This window comes from Leucobacter sp. PH1c, assembly GCF_000633415.1.
GTDB lineage: Bacteria > Actinomycetota > Actinomycetes > Actinomycetales > Microbacteriaceae > Leucobacter.
Window position 1 is genome coordinate 1 of sequence record NZ_AYMV01000035.1, and the last position, 23,415, is coordinate 23,415.

Below are 23,415 nucleotides of genomic sequence, written 5' to 3' on the forward strand. Positions count from 1 at the left end.
GGATCCGGGGCCTCCGCCGTGTTCCGGGCTAGGACTCGTCGGCAGGGGTCTCCGGCTGCTTCGGCTTCCGGCCGGCGATCAGCATGCCGCCCGTGACGCCGATCACGAGCAGCGCGACCCCCGCGATCGCGATCGGCACCCAGGGCACCTGCGGCGCGGCCTCGGGCTCGACGGGAGCGGGCTGACCGGGCTCCGCGGTCGCGGTCGGCTCGGGGCGCGGCTCGGCGACGCTCGCGCCCAGCTCGCAACCGCTGACCGTGGCGGTCAGGGTGATCGGATCGAGATCCTCCCCCGTGACGTACGAGCCGTAGTCGCCGTTCATCGCCGCGGCGCCCTCGACCGTGAAGCGCGGCACCGCACCCGAGATCTCGAGGGATCCGTCGCCCGCGGTGACCGCGCCGCTCAGGTCGATCTTCGCCGCGCGCACGCGTTCGGCGACAGCCTCGCCGCCGCTCGCCGCGGTGTCCGTCGAACCGATCGAGAGCAGCAGGTACGCGCTGTCGTCGTCGGCGAACTCGATCGCGGGGTCGGAGAGATCGAGCTGCATCATGCCGTCGTGGCCCGTGAAGTGGATGGCGCCGGTGAAGGCGATCGTTCCGGCGTCGAGTCCGCTGCTGACGCTGCCGGAAGCCGCGTCCCAGATGAAGCTCGGGGTCTCGTAGCGCATGTCGTCCGAGACGGTCCACTCGCCGTTCGCGATGGAGCCGCTCACGTAGGAGCGGAAGCGCTCCTTCACGCCCCAGGTGAGCGTCGCGGTGTCGATCGTGCACGCCTCGGCCGCGGGAACCGTCGCGGGGAGCGGTGCCGCCGTCGCCGCGGCGGGTGCCGAGAGGAGGCCGATCCCGACGAGGCCGGCGCCGAGCGCCGCGATCGCGCGGCGGGATCCGGAGCTGCTGGTCTGCTGGGGCGTGTGCACGTGCGTTCTCCTTGCGCTGCTGAGTGGGTGCCCGCTCGGGCACCCACTCATGATACGGACTGGGGCTACTCGTCGCCCGAGATGCCGACCGCTGCTGCGGCCTTCCGGCGCTGCGCGACGACGAGGCCGCCCATCGCGCCCGCGACCGCCAGCAGGGCGATCGCGCCGGCCCACCAGAGCCAGATCGGGGTGTCTTCCCCGGGAGCGATCCCCGCTGCGACGGGGGTCTGAGCGTTCGCCTCGGCGACGATCTCCTCGACGCTCTGCTGCTCAGCAGACTTCGCCTTCGCCTTCTTCGCCGCCGAGACGGTGAAGACGGCGCCGGCGTTCGTGCTGCCCTGGAGCGTGATCGTGTGCTCGCCGGGGGTGAGATCCTTCGGGAGCGTCCCGATCCAGCGCACCACGCCGTTCGCATCGGCACCCGCCGCGTCGTCGAGGACGATCGGATCGGAGTAGAGCACCACGAGCACGTCGCGCTCGCCGGCCTCGAAGCCGCTGGCCTCGAACTCGATCTCGCCGCCGGGGACGAGCTTCTTCGAGTCGGTGAGGATCCGGATCCCGGTCGTCGCGGGCGGCGCGTCGGCCGCGGTGCGCTTCGTGTTCTGCGGGCCGACGGCGGTCGATCCGAAGCTCGCACCGCTGACCGCACCGACCGTGAAACTCACGGGGTCGGCGCCGAACGCGCCGCCGCCGCCCCCGCCACCGCCGGCGATCGCCCCGGAGAGGGGAACCCCGCTCCAGGTGACCTCGCCGTTCGCGCCGACCGACTTACTGCCCGCGCCGAGGTCGAGGCCGAAGCTCCGACCGCCTGCGGTGAGCGTGCCGCTCGCCGGGCCCGTGATGCTGATCACGGGGTTCGCGAAGGACTCGGACATGAGGCCCTTGTGCCCGGTGAAAGTCACGACGCCCGAGTACTGCACGGTACCCGTCTGCGACTGGGCGTCCCACGAGCTCGAAGCCTGCGGGAAGACGTAGCCGCCCGCGCCGCCGCCGACACCGCTCGACGTGATGTTGCCCTTCGCGATCCGGCCCGTCGTGTAGGCCGCGTAGCCGGAGGAGATGCCCCAGGTGAGCGAGCCGGCCTGCTGCGCGCCGTCGGTGGGGGCCACCGGCTGCACGGGATCGACGGGCTTCGGCTTCGTGGGCGTGACCGGCTTCGGCTTCGTCGGGGTGACGGGCTTCGCGTCGCTGGCCGCACCGACCGTGAACGTGATGGGAGCCAGCTCCTGCCCCGCCTCGTAGAAGTCCTGGAACACCGGGACCCCCGCAGTGGTCAGCGTTGCGGGAGCATTCGACCAGCGGATCGCTCCGCCGGATCGCTCGCTGCGCTGTGCCTTCGTGAGGTCGATGGTCGCGATCACATCGACGGTTTCACGCAGCTCCTGGGTCTGCATATCGACCGAGACCGTCCGGACTGAGAGCTCGGCACGGCGCGAGTCGATGACCCGAATCATGGGGTTGGACATGTTCAGATCCAGTTGTCCCGCATGCCCGAGGAAGCGCATGGAGCCGGCGAACTGTACCGTCCCCGTGTTCCGCCCGCTCTCCCATTTCCCGCCCGTGATCTGAGGGAAGTCGAACTCGGAGCCGTCGTACTTCGCCGGCTTCTGCGCCGAGATCTTGCCCTTCGCGATCGGGCCCTCGACGTAGGCGCGGAAGCGGTCGAGCACGCCCCAGTGCAAGCTCCCCACCTCGGCGGGCTCCGGCTGCACGGTCTCGCCGGAGAGCGCTGCCCACTGGGCCGAGGTGAGTTCCAGAGGCGCTCGCGCGAACGCGGTCTCCGCGGTGGGCGCATCCCCACCGTTCCAGACCACAAGTTCGTACTTCCCGTTCTTCACGAGCGCACCCGGCGCCGCGGTCAGCTCGACCGTCGCCGCGCCGTTCGTCACCGCGAGCGGCGCGGTCGTCCGGGGCAGTCCGGTCGCGGCACCCGTGCCGAGTGAGAGTTCGTCGCCCTGTCGGATGAGTGCCGCCGAAATCGCGGAGACCGCTGAGTCCAGCTTGTCCACGTTCCCGGTCATGCGAAGCTTGCGGTCCGGACTCACCACCGGAGTAACCGTCACCTTGGCCTGATCCATGGGGGGCGGCACCGGTGCATCAGCCGGAGACGCCGGGCTCGCCGGGGCCGATGGCTGAGATGCCTCGTCCGCCTGCTCAGCGTGCTCCGCCTGAGCGTCCTGGGCCGGGATGACCTCCGACGAGGCTTCGGGCTGCTCGGGCACGAGTACTGCAGCGTCCTGCTGGGACTGATCCGGTGCCGAGCCGTCTGCGTCAGCGGGCGGTGCATCTTCGGGCACCGTCGCGGTGCCAGGCTGCCCTGCGGCGATCGCAGTCTCGGCTGCACCCTCCGACGCGCTTCCGGCATCGCTCGCGAACGCGGGCGCGACGCCCACGCCGCTCATCGTGATCGCGATCGCGAGCGCGATCCCGGCAAAGCCCCGTCTGTGCTGACGCTGAGTCATCTGTGAGTTACTCCCCTACACGGCCCGAAGGGCGCACGCGCATCCCGGAGGAAACGCGTGCGCCCGAGGCACCATCAGTCCAGACCCTAGCGGTCTGCTCGGTACATGAACGCAGCCATCGCCTCACGCGTCACGTTCGACTTCGGTGCGTACTTCGGCTTGCCGCTCGGCTGCGCGATGCCGGTGGAGAGACCGCTCGAGTGCATCCAAGCGATCTCCTTGTAGAACTTGTCGCCGGGCTTCACATCAGCGAAGGGGGACACCTTCGGTGCCGCCGGCTTCGCGTTCGTATCGATCCGGTACATGAACGCCGCCATCGCCTCGCGGGTGATGTTCGACTTGGGCAGGTACTTGACCGTGCCGTTCGGCTGCTTGACGCCGGTCGAGATCTTGGACTCCGCCATCCAGGCGATTTCCTTGTAGAACTTGTCGGTCGTCTTCACATCCGTGAAGGGCGACCGAGCCGGCGCCTTGTAGTTCGCAGGCGCATGCTGGCGGAAGAGGAACGCTGCCATCGCCTCGCGGGTCACATTCGACTTCGGGAGGTACTTCACCGATCCGTCCGACTGCTTCACACCGGTCGAGAGACCCGTAGTGTACATCCACGCAATCTCCTTGTAGAACTTATCGCCCTGCGCGACATCGGTGAAGGGGACCTTCGGCTCCGGCTTCGGGAACACCGCGTCCCACTGCGCCGAGGAGACCGCGACATCAGCGCGAGCGTAGATCGTCTCGCTCGTGATCTCGGCGTGCTTCTTCCACAGGATGACCTCGTACTGCTTCGTGCGGTCGAGACCGGCAACGGGCGCGTTCAGCACGAAGCTGCTCGAGCCGTTGGTGACCTTCGGGAAGGGGAGAGCGAACGCGGGGAACGCGCTGTCCATGCCCGTCAGAGTGGACTCCGAGTCCTTCACGATCAGGGCTCCGTAGAGGTCCGAAATGTCCGCGGGAAGATCGCTTGCGGCGACGTTCACCGTGAGGCCGGTCTTCGTCGCGGCAGCGACCGTCCCGGTCACCTGCGCGGGAACGACCTCGGTGCCGTCACTGAACGTGACCGGCGTGAAGATCTCGTAGGGAGCGTACTTCGCGCCGCCGCCAGGGTAGGTGTAGATGCCGTAGTTGCCCTCTGCGAGCGCCGTGAGGTCCTGCTCGCTCACGGCGAGAGTGGTGGTGAAGCTGCCGTCGGCGCTCATCTCGATGGCACCGTTCGCGGCGCCGCCAACCGTCGCCATGTCATCGGCGTGGACCGCCCACTTCACATCGAAGTTCTTCCGTGCGCCGCTCGCCACGCCCGTGCTCGGCTGCCACACATCGGGGTAGTAGCCGAATGCGACGTACACGCCGGTGAACTTCCCCAGGAGCGGCGGGCGGGTGCCCTTCGTCTCATCCGTGGGCACGAAGCCCGAACCGCTCACGGTGATGGTCTCGCCGTCCGGGTTCAGGCCAGTGTCTTTCGAGACAGTGACCACGGGCGCCGGAGCGTCGCCCTCGACAGCGTTCGCCGCTGCCGGCACCATCAACGCGCCGCTGGCCACGAGAAGCGCGGCGGTTCCGGTCGCCAGCACCGCGGAAACCCGCTTTCGCCAGCCGTTCTGTGCAGTCATTGCGAGCGCACTCCTGTTCTCTTCGGACGGCCAGCACGGTCCGTGGCGGCCACATCTGATCGAACTGAGGCTCACCTCACCTCAGCACCACCCATTAGTCTGACGAATATCATCCGATGATGCAAGTCGGAGCGCAGCGCGCTCTCCCGCATCATCCGTTCGGATGAGATGCGCGCGCCCGCGCATCGGATGCGGCCCTCGCTGAGCGCGGCATCGGGCGGCGGTCGTACACTGATCCCGAACCGAGGAACGGAGACCCCTCATGAGCAGCAAGCCCATCGATTCCGCCGCGTACCCGATCCAGCTCTCCGACAGCGAGTGGCGCGAGCGGCTCGGCGCGGAGGAGTACGCGATTCTGCGCCGAGCGGCGACCGAGCGCGCCGGGACCGGGGAGCTCCTCGACGAGGAGCGCGACGGGCTCTACCGATGCCGCGGCTGCGGGAACGAGCTCTTCGTCGCGGGGACGAAGTTCGATTCCGGCTGCGGCTGGCCAAGCTTCTACGAGAGCGTCCGCCCCGGCGCGGTCGAGCTGCTCGAGGATCACAGCCTCGGCATGACCCGCACCGAGGTGCGGTGCGCGGAGTGCGGCTCGCATCTCGGCCACGTCTTCCCGGACGGGTTCGGCACGCCGACGGGCGACCGCTACTGCATGAACTCGCTCGCGCTCACCTTCGAGCCGGGCGGCGAGCCCACCGCCGAGCCCGCGCCCGAGGCATGACCGAGCCCGCGCCCGTCCGGGCGGCGTTCGCGCAGCGGCGCTCGCACTCCCGCGTGACCGACGCAGCCCCCGATTCGGCGGAGCTGGCCGAGCTCCTCGGCGCGCTCGTGAGCGTCGCGGATCACTCGGGCCTCCGCCCGTGGCGCGTGATCGAACTTCGCGGCGACGCCCGGCTCCGGCTCGGCGACGCGCTGGGCGACGCCGCGGGCGGCAAGCGCGAGAAGTACCGGGCGAAGGCGACGCGCGCTCCGCTCGTGATCGCGCTCGTCGTCTCCCCGCGCCGGAGCGGGAAGGTGCCGCTCTGGGAGCAGGAGGCGGTGGCGAGCGGCGTCGCCCACGGGCTCGGCCTCCTCCTCTGGGAAGCGGGCTGGGGCACGTTCTGGCGCAGCGGTGAGCACACGCGCTCGGCGCCCGTCCACGAGGCGCACGGCCTCGCCGCCGAGGAGTACCTACTCGGCTGGCTGTACGTGGGCGGGGTGCCCGATCGCAGCCGTCCAGACCGGCCAGCGAAACCGCAGAAGCCACGAAAGCCGCTCGAGCTCGCCCGGCACCTCAGCGGGCTCGAGCCCCCGAGCCCCGCCACGGAAGCGCCGCGATAACCACGGCGAGGAGCGCCACCGCGGTGCCGGCGATCATCCCCTGAGTGAGGCCGCCGGCGAGCGGCGCGCCGAGCTCGAAGGCGACGGCGGCGATGAGCTGGCCGGCCACGTTCGACATGCTCAGCAGCAGCACCCCCGCCGTGCGCACGAGCATCGCCGCGACCGCGATGAAGATCGTGCCGACGAAGCCGCCGATGTAGAAGTACGGCTCGCTCGGCCAATCGCTCGGCCAGCCCGACACGGCGACGGAGATCGCGGCGGCGGTGCCGAGCAGCACGGTGCCGACGACGAAGTTCACGAACGTCGCGGTGACCGCGCTCTGCGCCGCGGCGCGCACGAGGCCGTTGAGCATCGACTGGGCAGCCATGCCCGCCCCGACGAAGACGGGGATGAGGATCAGCCACACCGGGCCGTGCTCCCCCGTGCCGCCGAGGCCCGCGGAGAGCACCACCGCGATGACCGCGAGGACGGTGCCCGCCACCCGCGGCGGCGTCGGGTCGATGCGCCCGCCCGGCCCGAGTCCGAGCCGGTCCATCGCGAGACCGCCGAGCACCTGACCCGCGACGATGCCGACAGTGAAGAGCGTGAGCCCCATGAGCGGAGTGACGAGCCCCTGGCTCAGCACGAAGAGCGCGCCGCCCGTGCCGCCGAGCAGCACCCAGGAGGGGAGCCGCGCCGCGCGCACCTCTGCGCGGATGCGGCCGATGCCCGAGCGGCCGCGCCGGGAGACCGCGAGCACGACGCACATGATGAGCAGCCCGATCCCAAAGGAGACCGCGGCCGTGACGTAGCCGTTGCCCAGGCGGACGCTCAGGCCGCCGTTGATGCGCGATTGCAGGGCGACGAGCATGCCGGCGAGGCCGGATCCAACGAGAGCGGCCCAGACGGGGAACGAGCGAGTGCGAGTCACTCGCCCCACCCTACTCCGCCCGTGGGGGCGCGGTTGGCGCGGTTGGCGCGGTTGGCGCGGTTGGCGCGGTTGGCACGGTACACGCGTACAGAGCCGCCTATCGGACTCGAACCGATCACCTGCGCTTTACAAGGGCGCTGCTCTACCAGATGAGCTAAGGCGGCAAGAGGGGCGGTCCAGCTGGACCGCCCCGGTGCAGTCTACTCGGACTTCTTCGCGTCCGCGTCCTGCTTCTGCTCGAACTCGCCCTTGACCTTCAGGAGGTAGGACTCGAGGTCGCCGTCGCGCGCCTGGTTCCACTGCTGACCGTTCACGATCACGGTGGGGGTCGAGACGAGGCGCTGCGGGCCGTCGGCGGGCTGCGGGGTCACGCCGTCCGCGCTCAGCATCTGCGCGCCCTTCGCGAGGCCGAGGATCCCGGTCTCGCTCGCGGCCTTGTAGTTGCTCGAGATGAAGTTGCCGAAGCGCACGTCCTTCACGCACTGGCGCAGCTCGGTCGTGAGCTCGGCGCCGGCCGCCTCGGCCTGCTCGAGGAGCTGGTCGTCGGTGAGGCCGGTCGTCTGCTCCTTCGGCTGCACCTCGGCGCTCAGGAGGCGCGTGTGGAGCTGGAAGGCTACGTCGGGCTGCTCCTCGACGACGCAGCTGAACAGGTTCGCCGCGCGCGTCGAGTACTTCGACCCGTTCGACATGCTGTCGAGGAAGTTCAGCGGGTAGATGCCGAGCTCGATGTCGCCCGCACCGGCGTAGTTCTCGAGCATGGTGCCGTACTGCTGCTCGAACGCGCCGCACGCGGGGCACATGTAGTCGGCGTAAACGGTCACGTCGAGGGGCAGCTCGTCGCGGTTGACCTCGCGGGCCTCGCGCTCCGCGCCGGACTCGAGCGCCGGCGTCTTGAGTACCTTCAGGTCCTTCGTGAAGACCGCAGCGCCGGAGGCCATGTTCTCCGGGCCGGGGCCCGCGGGCTTCATGGTCTGCGTGAGCACGAGCGCGACGATGCCGAGGATGGCGAGGACGCCGAGCACGATCCCGCCCTGCAGGAACAGGCGGTTGCGCTTCTCCCGCTTCTTCTCCTGCTCGCGCGCGAGGCGCGCCTGCTCGCGCGCCTGAGCGCGGCGCTCATTCTTCGTTGGCCGATTGTTGGTCTCGCTAGACATCAGTATTTCTCCCGGTCGGTCCGCGGGCGCGGATCACGGCTTGCTGGGGGCGGGACGCCCTACTTCTTCTTGTTCGCGCGGCGTGCGGCGCGGTTCGACGCCGCGCCATCCGCAGGCACCTGCTGCCCGAACGCGCCGCGCTGCGTGGCGCCGCCCGCCGCTCCCCCGGCCGGCTGCCCGGGCTCGGTTGCACCGCTCACCGCGGGAGCGCCGTCCTCGTCGGGGGCGCTGTACGAGAGCTTCGACTGGTCCGGACCGGTCTGCTGGTCGAGTCCGCCGCCCTCGAGATGGACGTGGCCCTGCGCGTCGACCTCGTCGCGCACCTTGACCTCGAGGTTGTAGAGCAGCCCCATGGACTCTTCCTTGATCTGCCCCATCATGCCCTCGAACATGTTGTAGCCCTCACGCTGGTACTCGACGAGGGGGTCGCGCTGCGCCATCGCGCGCAGGCCGATGCCTTCCTTGAGGTACTCCATCTCGTAGAGGTGGTCGCGCCAGCGGCGGTCGATCGTGGCGAGCACCACGCGGCGCTCGAGCTCGCGCATCGCCTCGCTGCCGAGGCTCGCCTCGCGGTTCTCGTACGCCACGATGGCGTCGGAGAGGATCTCTCGGCGCAGGAACGCCTGGTCGACGCGCGCGCCGCCCGTCTCGGCGAGGAGTTCGTCGACCGTGATGCCCACGGGGTACACCTGGCGCAGGTCGCTCCACAGCGCGTCGAAGTCCCACTCGCCGTCGGTCCCGTGCGAAGCGAGGATCGCATCGATCGTCTGCTCGCGGAACGCGTCGATGCGGCCCTCGATCTCTTCGCCGTCGAGGATCTGCTGGCGGTCGCCGTAAATGGCCTTGCGCTGGCGATCCAGCACATCGTCGTACTTCAGCACGTTCTTGCGGATCTCCGCGTTGCGCTGCTCGACCTGGCTCTGCGCGCTCTGGATGGCGCGCGAGACGACCTTCGACTCGATCGCGAGATCGTCGGGGAAGCTGTCGCGGTTCATGAGCGCAGCGGCCGCGCCCGAGTTGAACAGGCGCATGAGGTCGTCCGCGAGGGAGAGGTAGAAGCGGCTCTCGCCGGGATCGCCCTGACGGCCCGAGCGGCCGCGCAGCTGGTTGTCGATGCGGCGCGACTCGTGGCGCTCCGTGCCGAGCACGTAGAGCCCGCCCACCTCGTGGACCTTCGCGGCCTCCTCGGAGACGGCCTCCTTCACGGCGGCGAACACGTCGTCCCACGCGGCCTCGTACGCGTCCGGATCCTCCTCGGTGGAGAGCCCGCGCGACGCCATCTCCTGGACGGCGAGGAACTCGGCGTTGCCGCCGAGCATGATGTCGGTGCCGCGGCCGGCCATGTTCGTCGCGACGGTCACGGCGCCGAGGCGGCCCGCCTGCGCGATGATCGCGGCCTCGCGCGCGTGGTTCTTCGCGTTGAGCACCTCGTGTCGCACGCCGGCCTTCGCGAGGAGCCGCGAGAGGTATTCGCTCTTCTCCACGCTCGTGGTGCCGACGAGCACGGGCTGGCCCTTCTCGTAGCGCTCGGCGATGTCGATGACCACCTGCGCGAACTTCGCCTCCTCGTTCTTGTAGACGAGGTCGGGCTGGTCCTTGCGCTGCATCGGCTTGTTCGTGGGAATGGGCACGACGCCGAGCTGGTAGGTCGACATGAACTCGCCGGCCTCGGTCTCGGCCGTACCGGTCATGCCCGAAAGCTTCTCGTAGAGGCGGAAGTAGTTCTGCAGCGTGACGGTCGCGAGCATCTGGTTCTCGGCCTTGACCTGCACGCCTTCCTTGGCCTCGATCGCCTGGTGCATGCCCTCGTTGTAGCGGCGGCCCGCGAGGATACGGCCCGTGTGCTCGTCGACGATGAGCACCTCGCCGTTCAGCACGACGTAGTCCTTGTCGCGGGTGAAGAGCGCGTTGGCCTTGATCGAGTTGTTGAGGAACGAGATCAGCGGCGTGTTCACCGACTCGTAGAGGTTCGTGATGCCGAGGTGGTCCTCGACCTTCTCGATGCCGGGCTCGAGCACGCCGATGGTGCGCTTCTTCTCGTCGACCTCGTAGTCGACGCCGGGCTTCAGCTTGCGGGCGATGCGCGCGAACTCGGCGAACCAACGGTTCGCCTCGCCCGAGGCGGGGCCCGAGATGATGAGCGGGGTGCGCGCCTCGTCGATGAGGATCGAGTCGACCTCGTCGATGATCGCGAAGAAGTGGTCGCGCTGCACGCGCTCCTCGGCGGAGGAGGCCATGTTGTCGCGCAGGTAGTCGAAGCCGAACTCGTTGTTCGTGCCGTAGGTGATGTCCGCGTTGTACTGAGCGCGGCGCACCGTGGGGTCCTGCCCGGCGACGATGCAGCCGGTGGTCATGCCGAGCGCGCGGAAGACGCGGCCCATGAGCTCCGACTGGTAGCTCGCGAGGTAGTCGTTGACCGTGACGACGTGCACGCCCTTGCCCGCGAGGGCGTTCAGGTACGCGGGCATCGTCGCAACGAGGGTCTTGCCCTCACCGGTCTTCATCTCGGAGATGTTGCCGAGGTGGAGGTTCGCGCCGCCCATGACCTGCACGTCGAAGGGGCGGAGGCCAATGGTCCGCTTCGCCGCCTCGCGCACCGCGGCGAACGCCTCGGGCAGCAGGTCGTCGAGCGTCTCGCCCTTGGCCAGGCGTCCGCGGAACTCCTCAGTCTCGCCGCGCAGCTCCTCGTCGCTGAGCTCTGCGAAGGAGTCTTCCAGCTCGGCCACCAGCTTGGCCTGCCGCTCGAGCTTCTTCAGAGTGCGACCCTCGCCGACGCGAAGGAGCTTTTCGAGAACTGTCGCCACGTTGTCTCTCCTGTAAGTTTGCACGGCTTGCCGACCCGCCGTGCGGAGCCACCGTCGTTGCCAAATTGTGACAACGCCTCAGCTTAGCAACGCGGGGAGTCGAGGCGCTGGGAATGGGCTCTTTTGAATGACTCAAAAGAAGGTGTAGGCTGGGGTCATGGCCGCCGTCTCCCCGCACCCCTCCGTCGCCGAGCGACTGAGCGCGGCGGGTCTGCGCTCCACCGCCTCGCGCCGCTCCGTGCTCGACATGCTGTCGGCTGGCGGCCACATGGAGGCGAGTGCCGTGTACGAGCAGCTGCGCGAGACCCTCCCCGGCACCTCGCTCCAGGCCGTCTACGGCGTCCTGAGCGCACTGACCGAGGCAGATCTCGTGCGCCGGATCACGCCCGACGGCGGCCCGGCCCGCTACGAGGCGCGCGTCGGCGACAACCACCACCACCTCATCTGCAGCGAGTGCGGCGCGATCGAGGACGTCCCGTGCGTCGTCGGCTCCGCTCCCTGTCTCGCGCCGGTCGATGCGCTCGGTTTCACGGTCGAGGTTGCGGAGGTCGTGTTCCGCGGCCGGTGCGCCGCCTGCTCCGCCGCGCGCTCCGCCTGAGCCCCCAGCTTTCCACCCCACCATCCATCCGAAGAAAGAGGCGCTATGTCTGACATCAAGCCCACTACCACCCAGACGGGCACGCCGGTCGCGAGCGACGAGTTCTCGCTGACCGTCGGGGCCGACGGCCCCACGGTGCTGCACGACCGCTACCTGGTCGAGAAGCTCGCCTCGTTCAACCGCGAGCGCGTGCCGGAGCGCAACCCGCACGCCAAGGGCGGCGGCGCCTTCGGCGAGTTCGTCGTCACGGAGGACGTCTCGAAGTACACCCGCGCGGCGGTCTTCCAGCCGGGCGCGAAGTCCGAGACCCTGATCCGCTTCTCCTCGGTCGCCGGCGAGCAGGGCTCCCCCGACACCTGGCGCGATGTGCGCGGCTTCTCGCTCCGCTTCTACACGACCGAGGGCAACCTCGACATCGTGGGCAACAACACCCCCACCTTCTTCATCCGCGACGGGATCAAGTTCCCCGACTTCATCCACTCGCAGAAGCGCCTCGGCGACTCGGGCCTGCGCGACGCGGACATGCAGTGGGACTTCTGGACCCTCTCGCCCGAGTCGGCCCACCAGGTCACCTACCTCATGGGCGACCGCGGCCTCTCGAAGAGCTGGCGCCACCTCAACGGCTACGGCTCGCACACCTACCAGTGGGTCAACGCTGAGGGCGAGCGCTTCTGGGTGAAGTACCACTTCATCTCCCAGCAGGGCGTCGAGCACATGTCCGCCGAGGAGGCCGAGCGCATCGCCGGCAGCGACGCGGACTACTACCGCCGCGACCTCTTCGACGCGATCGCGCGCGAGGAGTTCCCGTCGTGGGACGTGTACGTGCAGATCATGCCGTACGAGGAGGCGAAGACCTACCGCTTCAACCCGTTCGACCTCACCAAGACCTGGTCGAAGGCGGACTACCCGCGAATCAAGGTCGGTACGTTCACGCTGAACCGCAACCCGGAGAACTTCTTCGCGCAGATCGAGCAGGCCGCGTTCTCGCCCGGCAACCAGGTGCCCGGCACCGGGATCTCGCCCGACAAGATGCTCATGGCGCGCGTCTTCTCCTACGCGGATGCGCACCGCTACCGGATCGGCACGAACTTCAACGAGCTCCCCGTGAACCAGCCCCACGCGGCCGAGGTGAACAACTACATGCACGAGGGCAACATGCGCTACCACTTCAACAGCGCGCAGCACCGCACCTACACGCCGAACTCGTACGGCGCGGCCGGCGGCCCCCAGGCCGATCCGCTCGCGGGCGTCGAGGGCAGCTGGGAGTCGGACGGCGAGCTCGTGCGCAGCGCGTACACGCTCCGCTCCGAGGACGACGACTTCGGCCAGGCAGGCACGCTCTACCGCGACGTGTTCTCGGCCGAGTCGAAGGCGCGTTTCCAGGACGTGCTGACGGGCCAGGGCCAGGCCATCACCGTGCCCGCGATCCGCGAGCGCTTCTTCCAGTACTGGACGAACGTGGACGCCGAGCTCGGCCAGATCCTGCGGGATCGCGTCGCCGCGTAACCGCAGCTCACTGATTCGTGGGAGGTCGCCCGTCTGGGCGGCCTCCCACGGTCGTTTCTGCCAGGATGAGCAGCATGACCTCTCCGGAACGCTCCCCCGCCGCCCGCGAGCTGCTCGTCATCCTCCCGACCTACAACGAGCGCGCGACGCTCCCCGCGACGGTCGCCGGGATCCTCGCGCACCTGCCCACCGCGAACATCCTGATCATCGACGACGGGAGCCCCGACGGCACCGGCCGGCTCGCGGCCGAGCTCGCGGTCGACCCGCGGGTGACCGTGCGGCATCGCGACGGCAAGCAGGGTCTCGGCACGGCCTACGCGCTCGGGTTCCGGATCGCGCGCGAGCGGGGGTACCGCTTCGTCGCGGAGATGGACTCCGACGGCTCCCACCTCCCTGCCGAGCTGCTGAAGCTCCTCGCGGCGGCGCGCGGGGGCGCCGGGCTCGTGATCGGCACGCGCTGGATCCGCGGCGGGCGGATCGTGAACTGGCCGTGGGCGCGGCGCGCGATCTCCCGGACCGGCACGGCCGTCGCCCGCACCGCGCTGCGCTCCCGACTGCACGACCTCACGAGCGGGTTCCGCGTGCTCGACACCGCGTGGCTCGAGCGGCTCGACGTCGACCGGCTCGACTCGCAGGGCTACGCGTTCCAGGTGGAGACCGCCTGGGCGCTCGAGCGGCTGGGCTGCCCCATCCGCGAGGTGCCGATCACCTTCGTGGAGCGCACCGCCGGCACCTCCAAGATGAGCCCCGCGATCGTCGGGGAGGCGCTCCGCAACGTGCTGCGCTGGGGCTGGCGACTGCGCGCCGAGGAGCGGCGGGCCCGGCGGGCACGCCGCACGGAGACCCCGAACGCCTGAGCCCTGAGCCCTGAGCCGCAGGGCGGAAGCGCCGAAGCGCGGCAGCACGGTAGAGCGACGGCACGGCAGCAACGCAAGGCGGCTGCGGCCGCCGGTTTCCCGGCGACCGCAGCCGCTCAGCCGTTCCCCGCGCTACGCCCGGGTCTGCCGGCGCCGGCGCACGAGGAGCAGCGCCGTGCCGAGCAGGAGGAGCACGGCCGCTCCACCGAGCAGCCCGCCGCTCGCACCCGTGGTCGTCAGCCCGCCCGTCTTCGCGTACTCGTTCGTGACCCGCACGGCGGTGGCCTGGGCGGCGCCCGCCGCATCCGGGCCGCGCAGCGCGACGAGCACCGCGTCGTCCGCGGGGTCCTCATCGGTGAGCCCCGCCGTGGTGAGCTCGACCGTCGTGCGCTCGGCGCCCGCGGTATCGGGCTCGGTCACGGCGCAGCGGCTCCCCTCGGGGAGGTTCGCGATCGAGGTCGGTTCGCCCGGCACGACCCGTGCGAGCGCGTCGTGGTCGGTCACGGTGCGCGTCTCGCCCGCGATCGTCAGCTCGCGCGTGCAGCTGGCCCGGAGGTCGAAGGCCCCGGGAACGCGGGATTCACCGGCACCCGCGCCCGTGACGCGCTTCTCGAGCTCCAGCGCGGCGGGCGAGAACGTGTTGCGCATCTCGACGATCACCTCGGCGTCCGGCAGCACCGTTACGGTGCGGTCGGGAGCGGCGATGTTCGCACCACCCGCCTCGTGCTCCGTCACGGTGCACTCCGCGCCCGCCGGGAGGCCCGTGAGGCTACCCGAGGCTTCGCGCTGACCCGTGGCGAAGCTGAAGCCGAGGCTCGCCTGCTCGCCGAGCGCGATCTCGTGCCCGCCGAGGGTGCAGGAGATCCCGAAGCCGACGTCGCCAATCGCCGTGCTCGCGTCCGGCGCGTCCACGGTCTTCAGGATCGTGAGCGCACCGCCCGCCGCGAACTCGTTGAGGAAGTACGCCGTGTGGGCCCCCGCCTCGATCGTCGCGAGCCCGACCGAGCGCGCGGCCGATACCTCGGCGGGCGCGCCGTCGACGGTCGCGGTCACCGTGGCGGCGCCGCGGTGCTCGGTCTCCGTCGCCGTGCAGTTCGCACCCACCGGGAGGCCGCCCACGAGCTGACGCTCGCCGGGCGCCAGCGCGAAGCTGCCGAGGTCGCGAGTTTCGCCACCGAAGGAGCAGCTGAGCGCCACGTCGAAGCGCGCGTCCGCGGGCAGGTAGCTCGCGGCGGATCCGGTCACGTCGACACCGACTTCGACGGTGGCCTCCGTGAAGCTGTTCGTGATGGCGAGCACGTTCCCCGCGGGCTCGAGCGCCAGCTCGATCCCGTCGGCCGGCTCCGCGGCGTACGCGAAGCCCGTGGGGGCGGGGCTCGCCGCGGCCGAGCCGTACTGGCCGGCGGCGGTCGCGGGAACGGGGTCGTAGCGCACGTCGCTCACGGAGCAGATTCCGCCCACGGGCAGATCCTCCACGGTCACGGGAATCGTGCCGGGGACGGACGTGATTCCCGGGAACGTGACCTCGCGCACGAGCGGCGTTGCGGGATCCCGCCCCGGCACCGAGCAGCTCACGGTCGCGACGTACTCGCGCGCCGTGAAGTGCCAGTCCGTCACGGGCCCCTCGGCCAGGCTCAGGGACAGCGTCATCGCGGTGTCCTCCCAGCGGGCGCCCGAGCGGGGCGACTCGCTCGCGGGGAGCCAGTAGCTCACGGGCGTGGGCCGGGCGGTGGTCGCCACGGAGTTCCACCCCATGAGCGGGGTGCCGCTCGACTCGGCGGGCCGCTCCTCAGGAGCCCGGGCCTGGAACTCGACGATCACGAAGTCGCCGCCGCGCAGCTTGTCCGCGGCGAACGCGATGTCACCGCCGAACGCCCGGGTGCTCGCGGAGTCGCTCGCGCTCCACTGCACCCCCGGGTGCGCGCAGTCCAGGGTGTCGGCGCCGGAGTAGGCGTCGCGGACCAGGCGGCAGGGCGCGTTGTCCGCATCGCCGGCACTCGCGGCGTCCGCGGTGAAGCGGAAGCCCCCGCCGTTCAGCGAGCCGTCGCCCCGGGCGCCCAGCGCCTCGGCCTCGGTGCCCGTGAGCAGCCGCGCGGAGCCGGGGATGTAGCCTGCGTTCCAGGCGGAGCCGCGCGTGCTGTCGAGCACCGCGCCCCGGTCGTCGGCGGCCGGGAGCTTGTCGACGAAGCGCAGCTCGCTCAGGTCCATGTTGCCCGAGTTGATGAGCTTGAGCCGGTAGGTGAGCGTGCTCCCCACCGTCGTCTTCGCGATGCAGGGGTTGCGCACCCAGGTGCCGTCACTCCAGTCGGAGATGGAGCTGGCGTCGCAGCCCATCCGGTCGATCGTGTCCCAGCCTCCTGCGGTCGCGTCGATGTACGACTCGGCGCGCACGGAGTCATTCCGGAGTGTCGTGGCGTAGGCCTCGGCCGAGCAGTCGCCCGCGGTCGACGCCTCGTCGGCGCAGATCGAGACGGGCGTCGCACCGGGGATCCCGGAGCCCACGATCCGCGCGGTGTTCCGCGCGGTCGAGCCGGCCTCGACACCGTCGCCGAGCTGCAGCGGCACGCGGATCACGATCCGCTCGCCCGGGCGCAGCTCCCAGTCCGCCGGCGCCGTCCACCGCATCACCTGCGTGGCGCCCGAGGTGTCGAGCGCGAACTGCAGCTCGCTCGTCGCATCCACGGGCTGCTCGCCGAGGCGGTAGACGAGAGCGCTCCACCGCGCGCCGTCGTTGACGGCGTTGTAGGCGAGCTCCGCGGGCAGCGTGTCGACGGCCGAGATCCCGGAGAGGTTGCTCGTCGCGGTCGATCGGTTCTCGAGCACGACCGTGAAGTTGACCCAGCTGCCCGGGTTCGCGTTGGTGGCCGTGGTGCCGGTGTTCCGGTCCGCATCGTAGCTCGTGTACTTCTTGACCCGGGGCGCGGGCGCGCCGGGCAGGATCGTCGCCGCGCCGTTCGCGTCGTGCACCTGCGAGCGGGGTGCGTCGAAACCGCCGATGAAGGAGACGCCGGCGGCCGTGAGGCTCGACTCCCAGCGCTGCGCGGCCTGCGGCAGATCCGTCGCGGGCGCGAGCTCGCTCGGATCGCTCCGCAGGTGGGTGCGCAGCACGGAGTCGATGAGGAGCGACCCCTGGGCACCGCGGATGATCCGCTTGCGCTGGCCGTCGTCGCCCGTGAACTGGACTCGGAAGCCCGTCACCTCACCCCACTCGCGCGGCCCGGCGCCGCTCGTCGGCAGCTCGATCCGGTTCTGCGCGGTGACCATCGCCTGGCCCCAGCTGCCGTCCTCGGAACGGACCCAAACCTCGGCGCCCGTTGCCCCGCTCGGGAGCCGGAGGCTCGCGCCCGTCGCGTCGAACGCGTCGAACATGGAACCGCGGGCGGGCGCGAAGTCGGCGGGATCGCCGTCCGGCCACTGCCCACCGAGGAGCGCGCTATCCGTCGCGAGCCGCAGCGCGCTCACGTCGAGGTTGCCCGTGTTCGTGATCGACACGGTCCAGCGCTTCAACGGTGTGGGCGACTGCGCGATGTCGCGGTAGATCGCCCCGGCGGGTGCGGCGACGCCGACCTCGACGGAGCTCTTCTCCACGTCCACCATGATCTCGGCGAAGCGCCAGTCGGGGTTCGCGCCGAGTTCGTCGGCGGTCGCCATGCGCCCGACCATGCCGTCGAAGCTCCCGCTCACGACGGGGGCGGCCTGCGCCATCTGGTCGACCGTCTGCCCCTCGAGCTGCAGCGCGCCGTCGATCGGCACCTCGTTGCTCGGGGTCGCGCCGGAGAGGCACTGGGGGACGCCCGCGACGTACTGGTAGTTGAAGCCGGTGCGCAGCGCGTCGCGCAGCGTGAGGTCGAAGCTCACGCGGCCGGCCGTGCCGCCGCTCTTCCGGTGGACGCCGACGAACTTGCCGTTCTCGGCCCACTCCACGGAGACGCCGACGACGTCGCCCCAGCGGGCGGTGCTCGGGTTGAGGTCCGCGATGTCGGCGTCGACCGGGGCCTCCACGACCTCGTCCGCGCCGGAGGCGAAGGTGTAGGTGATGCGCGCGGCGATGCGCGGCGGATCCTCGCCCGGCTTCGTCTGCGCCGCGTTCTCGATGGGCCACGTCATGCCGTGGATCCCCGCAAAGTCGTTGATCGCGAAGGGGTTGCGATCGCGCTCGGCGACGCACTCGTCCAGGCCGGGCGCAGGGCTCGGGGCCGCACCGCCGATCCCGGTGCCGAGCTTCGCGAGCCCGACGCCGATCGTGCCCGGCTGCTCCCACTGCTTCCAGGCGTCCACGCCCTCCGCGCCGAGCGCCGTGCGGTTCTGCGCGTCGAGCGTGATGCGCGAGGGCGTCTGGTACTGCGCGACGAGGTAGCCGTCGGCGGGCGTGCCCGCCTGGTTCAGACCGCGCCAGGTGACGGCGGTGTCGATGAACAGCTCGCTCGCCTCGAAGACGCCGAACGGCACCGAGCTCGTGAGCACGTCGGAGCGGTCGCCCGCGAGGTTGACCGAGACGATCGAGGCGACGTTGCGGTACTTCGTTCCCGCGTTCGACCCCGTCACGCGCGTGCCGGGATCGTTCAGGAAGTTCGTGCGGAGCTTCATGTCGAGCACGGCGGAGAAGGCGCCGAAGCGCTGCAGCGCCTCGGTCCCGTCGGCTCGGACGACGCTGATCTCGACGCCGCCCACGCGGGCCATCTCGCCGTCGGTCCAGTCGCGATCCCAGTCGATCTCGCGCTCGATCCGCTGGAAGTCGAGGTAGCCCGTGCTCTGCGAGTCGGCGATCTCCTCGTCCGTGAGCTGGCGTGTCGAGCCGTTCTCGAGCTTCAGCTCGGTGCTCGCCTCGACCACGCCCTCGGGCCCGATGGGGGCGCCAGCGCCGTCGACGAAGCGGACCACGAGTTTCTGGTCCGGGCCGACCCGAGCGCCGCGGACGCCCGTGAGCTCGAACACGTCGAGCGACTCGTGCGCGCCGCCGCGGTCGGTCAGCACGGAGCGCACCGAGTCGGAGGCCGCGGGCACGCCGGAGAGCACGAAGGAGGTGCGGGGTTCCTGCCCCGCGATGCCGGATCGCGCAGCGCCCGAGGTGTAGTGCTTGTACATCGCGGCGCGGAGCAGGTCAACGAGGAAGAGGGAATCGGCGCCATCCGCCGTGTCACCGTTCGGGCCGGTGCCCACGCGGGCCACGTTGCCGACCGAGAGCAGTCCCGGCGTCTCGGGAGCACCGATCGTCTCGGGCGACACCTTCGCACCGCCGACCATCTGCGTGTCGCGGAACTTCACAGTCGAGCCGGGCGCGCTCGCGCAGCGGACGTCGGTGGGGAAGAACTCCGCGTCGCGCGGCGCAATGAGGATCTCAATGCCAACGATCAGCGCGGGGTCGATCGACGCCTCGAACGGCACCTTCGTGATCGTCTGCGGCTCGTCCGCGCGGTCGACCACCCACACCCACTGCTCCGTCGTGCTCGGCACGGGTCGCTCGTCGGCGTCGGAGCCGGTCGTGCAGACCGCGGGATCCGCGGAGAGCGCCGTGACCCGGATCGTGTTGAACGGGCTGTTCTTCAGCGTGTTGAGCTTCGGAGCCTGCTGCGGGTCTGAGATCCGCAGCTCGCGCGCGCCCGTGCCCTCGCTCGCGCCCTCCTTCGCGACCGTCGAGGCGACGAAGCGGAGGGGATGGTCCGCGAAGTCCTGCGGATCCTTCTCAGGGTCGTAGTGGTCGCCGGCGTGCGCGATGCCCGTGAGCGGGTACACCGTCTGGTCGCTGCCGTCCTCGCGGCCGAAGCGCTTGCCGAGCTTCACCGTGATCTGCGGCTTCACGAGCCGGAGCGTGGCCTGCGCCGTCGTCTGCGTGAGCGTCGCGCCCGTTGCCGCCTTCGCGACGACCTGGGCGATGGCGCCCACCGTCGTCTCGCCGCTGCCCGTCGCGGGCGGAATGATCTCGGCGCCCGTGCTGCGCAGCGCCGTGCGCAGCGTGCCGCGCAGTTCGACGCCGCCGGCGCAGTCCTCGGAGACAGCGCACTCGCCGGCGATGACCGAGCCGTCCGCCGCGGTGAAGACGACGACGATGCCGCTCACCTGGCCGAGCGCGGGGCTGTCCTCGTCAGGCACCGGTGCGCCCGCCTCGGGCCCGGGCGCGTTGACCCAGGCGCCCGCTGCGCCCGGCGTGACCTGCTGCACCGCGCCGGGGGTCTGCGCGTTGCCGTAGAGGTACTGGATCGTCGCGCCGGTCGCGCCGGCGGGCAGCCGCAGCCGCGGCGGCGCCGAGAGCTCCTGGTAGTCGAAGTACCGGCTGTTCAGGTGCGGCATCGTGAGCATGAGGTCGCGCAGACCCGGGATCCCCGAGTTCGATGCGCGCAGCGTCACGGTGGAGGCCTCGCCGGAACCGTACACGCTCGTCGACTCGCCGGAATCGGTGAGCCAGGTGAGGTCGTGGCTGATCGTGGGGAGTACGGCGTCGACCCGGATGTCGGCGCGGGTGGCTTTCGATACGGCGGGATCGGTGCCGGGCGTCGGCCGGGCGACCTCGTTGCTCACGTCGGCCGTGATGCGCACCTGGCGGGAGTTCGTGCCGTCGAGCACGATGCGGTTGCCGTCGCGGTCGGTCGCGCGCAGGCGCGCGTCTGCGGTGACGACGACCGTGCGCTCCGCTGCGGAGGGGTTCTCGAGCCCGGGCAGGCCGAGCACGCGGAGCTCGTACCCGACCGCGTCGGCCGGGACCGCGATCTCGAGCGCGCCCGCGGCGATCGTCGCGCTGCTCGTGCCGCCGTCGGCGAGGGTGAACACGACCTCCGCGCCGCTCGGGTTGCGGTCGATCCGCAGCCCCGTGAGATCGAAGGCCTGCGCGGCCGCGAGCGTGCTGCCCGGGAGGGCCTGACCCCCCGGCACGCGGAAGACGAGCGTGCTCGGCGCGTTCGCCGCGGCCGTGCCGCGCACGGTGCTCGTCACCTCGGCGGTGGCGCCGGTGCTCCCCTCGGTGATGGTCGAGGCGCTCCACGCCTGCGCCTCCTGCTCGAGCCCGGGGTGCTCGTAGGCGTTCAGGGTCACGGTGACGGCGCCCTCTGAGACGGTCTCGTCACCGGGTGCGCCCGCGGTGAGCGTTCCGGTGGACGTCAGCTGGCTGCCGTCGAGGTGCGCGGGCACCATGGCGGCGATCCGCGCGGGGAGGAAGGCCACGGCCGTGCCGTCAAGCGCGTCCCAGCGGAGGGTCACGACCGTGCTGTCGTCGGCACCGGGCTCGACGCTCTCGACGCGCGCGCCCGTCGGCGGGTTGAAGGCGTCGGCGACGAACTCGACGGGCGACGGGAAGGTGAGGCTCAGGCTCGCCGGCCCGCACCCGTTCGGGTCCGGACAGCCGACGCTCGCGACGTAGGTGAAGTCCTTGCCGGATTCGACGTGCGTCACGGGCGCACCCGTCGCGAGGTCGACGGTCGAGAGCGCGAAGGTGACGGGAGGGGCGGCGACCGCGGCCGGGACGCCGAGTGCGCCGAGGCCTGCGATGAGTGCGCCGACGAGCAGCGCCGAAAGCGCCCCTCTGCCGCGACGAGCACCCCGACGTGTGAATTCCTTGCGCACTTCTGACCTCCCGGAATGGGGTCGGCCCGCTGCACCGCCCACGGAGACACGCCCCCACGCAGCAGGTTGAACTCACAGCAAAGTATCAAGAATTCACAGAAGTCACCAGTTTTATACACAAGCAGAACAGTGGAAAACACCACGGCCCCGGAAATGGAATACATTTCCGGGGCCGTAGTTCCCGCCCGCGGGCGGCACTGTTCGCGCTACGAGGCCTCAGCCAAACTGATCACACCGTAGTTCCAGCCCTTGCGCCGGTACACGACGCTGGGGCGGCCCGAGCCGTGCTCGACGAACAGGAAGAAATCGTGTCCGACGAGCTCCATCTGATCGACGGCGTCCTCGACCGAGAGCCGCTCAGCCGGGAACTCCTTGCTGCGGATCACCACGGGCGAGTACTGCTCCTCGCCGGCCTCGGCCGTGGCGGGCGCCTCGCCCATCGCCACCGACTCGAGCACCTCGAGGGGCGCCGGGGTGACGTCGATCATGCCGAAGTCGTTCGCGGCGGCATCCCCCAGCGAGGTGCGGCCCTTTCCTCGGCGGTCGTGGCGCCGATCCTTCATCCGCCGAATGCGCTCGAGCACGCGCCCGTAGGCCATATCGAATGCCGTGTACTTGTCGGCGCCGGCCGACTCGGCACGGATCACCGGTCCCGGACCGATCAGCGTGATCTCGACCTGGTCACCGTGCTGGGGGCTCCGATCGCTCTGGCGGGCAACCCGCACCTCGAACGACTGCGCCTTGGGCAGCAGCCCGGCCACCTTCTCAGCCTTCGACTCGACATACTGCTCGAATCGGTCGGTGATCCCAACATTCTTGCCGCGGATGTTCACGTCCATGGTGACCTCCCAGGTGACTCAGGCGGGTGGGCCAGTGCGGCGCACCGCTACGCCTTTGTCGAACTCTACTCCACTCGCGACGGCGGTTTCCACCCCTCCGCCGCCCGGCTTCCCAGCGCGGGTTCAGCCCGGGTTTCGACGAGGCAGAGCACGGCCGCCGCGACCACCCGGGCACCCGCCGACTCGACGGCGTCCCGCGCCGCGCGGAGCGTCGCCCCGGTCGTGAGGACGTCGTCGACGAGCACGACCTCGCGACCCCGCAAGCGATGCCGCGCCCCGGGCCGCACCCGGAGGAGCCGCGCGTTCGCCGCGCGTGCGCGGGGCGCGAGCCCGATCTGCCCGCGTCTCCCCCACGCAGCGCGGAGCGCACGGAGGGGCTCCCCGCACGGCTCGCCCCGGCGCGCGGCTCCGCGCTGCGCGTGCGCGACGAACAGCTCGACCGGTCGAAAGCCGCGCTGCCGCAGCTGCACAGCGCTCGATGGCGCCGCGACGATGAGCGGGCGCGGCTCGCCCGCGGTGGCGAGCGCTGCGCGAAGCGGCGCCCGGAGCGCCCGGCCGAGCTCGCTCGCGGCGCTCGCGCGGCCGCCGTGCTTGCACGCGAGCAGGAGGGCGCGGAGCGCGCCGTCGTAGGGAGCGCGGGCGAACACAGGCACCCCGAGCTCCGCGCGGAGGAGCGGGGCGGGTGCCCGGATGCGCGCGAGGCAGTGGGCGCAGCAGTCGCGATCCGGCGCGCCGCAGTGCACGCAGGCCGTCGGCCAGAGTAGCGCGCGGAGATCGCGCAGGAGTTCGACGATCGGGCCGCGCAGCGAGCGGAGGAGCGCACGCCAGCACGTGAGGAGGAGCGCACGTCTGGGCACGCGGCCGGGCGCGGGCGCGCACCGGGTCATGGGGGCG

The 23,415-nt window shown here is 70.9% G+C and carries 14 protein-coding genes and 1 tRNA gene; 5 read left to right on the forward strand and 10 right to left on the reverse strand.

The genetic code is table 11. The annotated features are described in order from the left end of the window. Window positions 1-28 precede the first annotated feature (28 nt). The 3 genes from U874_RS0111790 to U874_RS14865 form a co-directional block, all read right to left on the reverse strand. Window positions 29-916 (reverse strand): HtaA domain-containing protein, encoded by an 888-nt coding sequence (locus U874_RS0111790; protein ID WP_025134740.1) that lies wholly within the window; start codon window positions 914-916, stop codon window positions 29-31. A 65-nt stretch (window positions 917-981) separates the two neighbouring features. Further along, entirely contained in the window at window positions 982-3,378 is a 2,397-nt protein-coding gene (locus U874_RS0111795; RefSeq protein ID WP_025134741.1) for an HtaA domain-containing protein, read from the reverse strand. 86 nt (window positions 3,379-3,464) lie between these two features. Next, window positions 3,465-4,982, reverse strand: coding sequence for an S-layer homology domain-containing protein (locus tag U874_RS14865; protein ID WP_025134742.1), 1,518 nt, complete (start codon window positions 4,980-4,982; stop codon window positions 3,465-3,467). A gap of 262 nt (window positions 4,983-5,244) precedes the next feature. Here U874_RS14865 and msrB point away from each other — a divergent pair, with 262 nt between their 5' ends. Continuing rightward, window positions 5,245-5,700, forward strand: a complete 456-nt coding sequence (msrB, locus tag U874_RS0111805; RefSeq protein WP_025134743.1) for a peptide-methionine (R)-S-oxide reductase MsrB — start codon at window positions 5,245-5,247, stop codon at window positions 5,698-5,700. Next, entirely contained in the window at window positions 5,697-6,299 is a 603-nt protein-coding gene (locus U874_RS0111810; RefSeq protein WP_025134744.1) for a nitroreductase family protein, read from the forward strand. The genes msrB and U874_RS0111810 overlap by 4 nt, the downstream gene beginning before the upstream one ends. Here U874_RS0111810 and U874_RS0111815 read toward each other — a convergent pair. The 4 genes from U874_RS0111815 to secA all read right to left on the reverse strand — a co-directional run bounded on the left by U874_RS0111815 (window position 6,253) and on the right by secA (window position 11,167). After that, the gene (locus tag U874_RS0111815) at window positions 6,253-7,209 is read right to left on the reverse strand and encodes a DMT family transporter (protein WP_025134745.1); all 957 of its coding nucleotides are present in this window, start codon (window positions 7,207-7,209) and stop codon (window positions 6,253-6,255) included. The genes U874_RS0111810 and U874_RS0111815 overlap by 47 nt on opposite strands. Window positions 7,210-7,300: 91 nt before the next feature. Further along, window positions 7,301-7,373: transfer RNA gene (locus tag U874_RS0111820), tRNA-Thr, on the reverse strand. 36 nt (window positions 7,374-7,409) lie between these two features. Further along, window positions 7,410-8,363, reverse strand: a complete 954-nt coding sequence (locus tag U874_RS0111825) for a thioredoxin domain-containing protein (RefSeq protein WP_025134746.1) — start codon at window positions 8,361-8,363, stop codon at window positions 7,410-7,412. A 59-nt stretch (window positions 8,364-8,422) separates the two neighbouring features. After that, window positions 8,423-11,167 carry a preprotein translocase subunit SecA gene (secA, locus tag U874_RS0111830; RefSeq protein ID WP_025134747.1) on the reverse strand — a complete coding sequence of 915 codons (2,745 nt, stop codon included), beginning with the start codon at window positions 11,165-11,167 and terminating at the stop codon, window positions 8,423-8,425. A 157-nt stretch (window positions 11,168-11,324) separates the two neighbouring features. Between secA and U874_RS0111835 the strand changes: the two genes are divergently transcribed. The 3 genes from U874_RS0111835 to U874_RS0111845 all read left to right on the forward strand — a co-directional run bounded on the left by U874_RS0111835 (window position 11,325) and on the right by U874_RS0111845 (window position 14,128). Beyond that, window positions 11,325-11,765, forward strand: coding sequence for a Fur family transcriptional regulator (locus tag U874_RS0111835; RefSeq protein ID WP_025134748.1), 441 nt, complete (start codon window positions 11,325-11,327; stop codon window positions 11,763-11,765). A 45-nt stretch (window positions 11,766-11,810) separates the two neighbouring features. Beyond that, the gene (locus U874_RS0111840; protein ID WP_025134749.1) at window positions 11,811-13,271 is read left to right on the forward strand and encodes a catalase; all 1,461 of its coding nucleotides are present in this window, start codon (window positions 11,811-11,813) and stop codon (window positions 13,269-13,271) included. A gap of 74 nt (window positions 13,272-13,345) precedes the next feature. Continuing rightward, entirely contained in the window at window positions 13,346-14,128 is a 783-nt protein-coding gene (locus U874_RS0111845; RefSeq protein ID WP_051582907.1) for a polyprenol monophosphomannose synthase, read from the forward strand. A 132-nt stretch (window positions 14,129-14,260) separates the two neighbouring features. Here the strand turns inward: U874_RS0111845 and U874_RS0111850 are convergent, their stop codons facing one another. From U874_RS0111850 to U874_RS14450, 3 genes are all read right to left on the reverse strand, one after another. Further along, window positions 14,261-21,682 carry a DUF5979 domain-containing protein gene (locus tag U874_RS0111850; RefSeq protein WP_025134751.1) on the reverse strand — a complete coding sequence of 2,474 codons (7,422 nt, stop codon included), beginning with the start codon at window positions 21,680-21,682 and terminating at the stop codon, window positions 14,261-14,263. A 206-nt stretch (window positions 21,683-21,888) separates the two neighbouring features. Further along, a complete protein-coding gene (gene hpf / locus U874_RS0111855) occupies window positions 21,889-22,521 on the reverse strand; it encodes a ribosome hibernation-promoting factor, HPF/YfiA family (protein ID WP_025134752.1) in 633 nt (210 codons plus the stop codon). A 65-nt stretch (window positions 22,522-22,586) separates the two neighbouring features. Next, entirely contained in the window at window positions 22,587-23,408 is an 822-nt protein-coding gene (locus U874_RS14450; RefSeq protein ID WP_025134753.1) for a ComF family protein, read from the reverse strand. Window positions 23,409-23,415 lie beyond the last annotated feature (7 nt).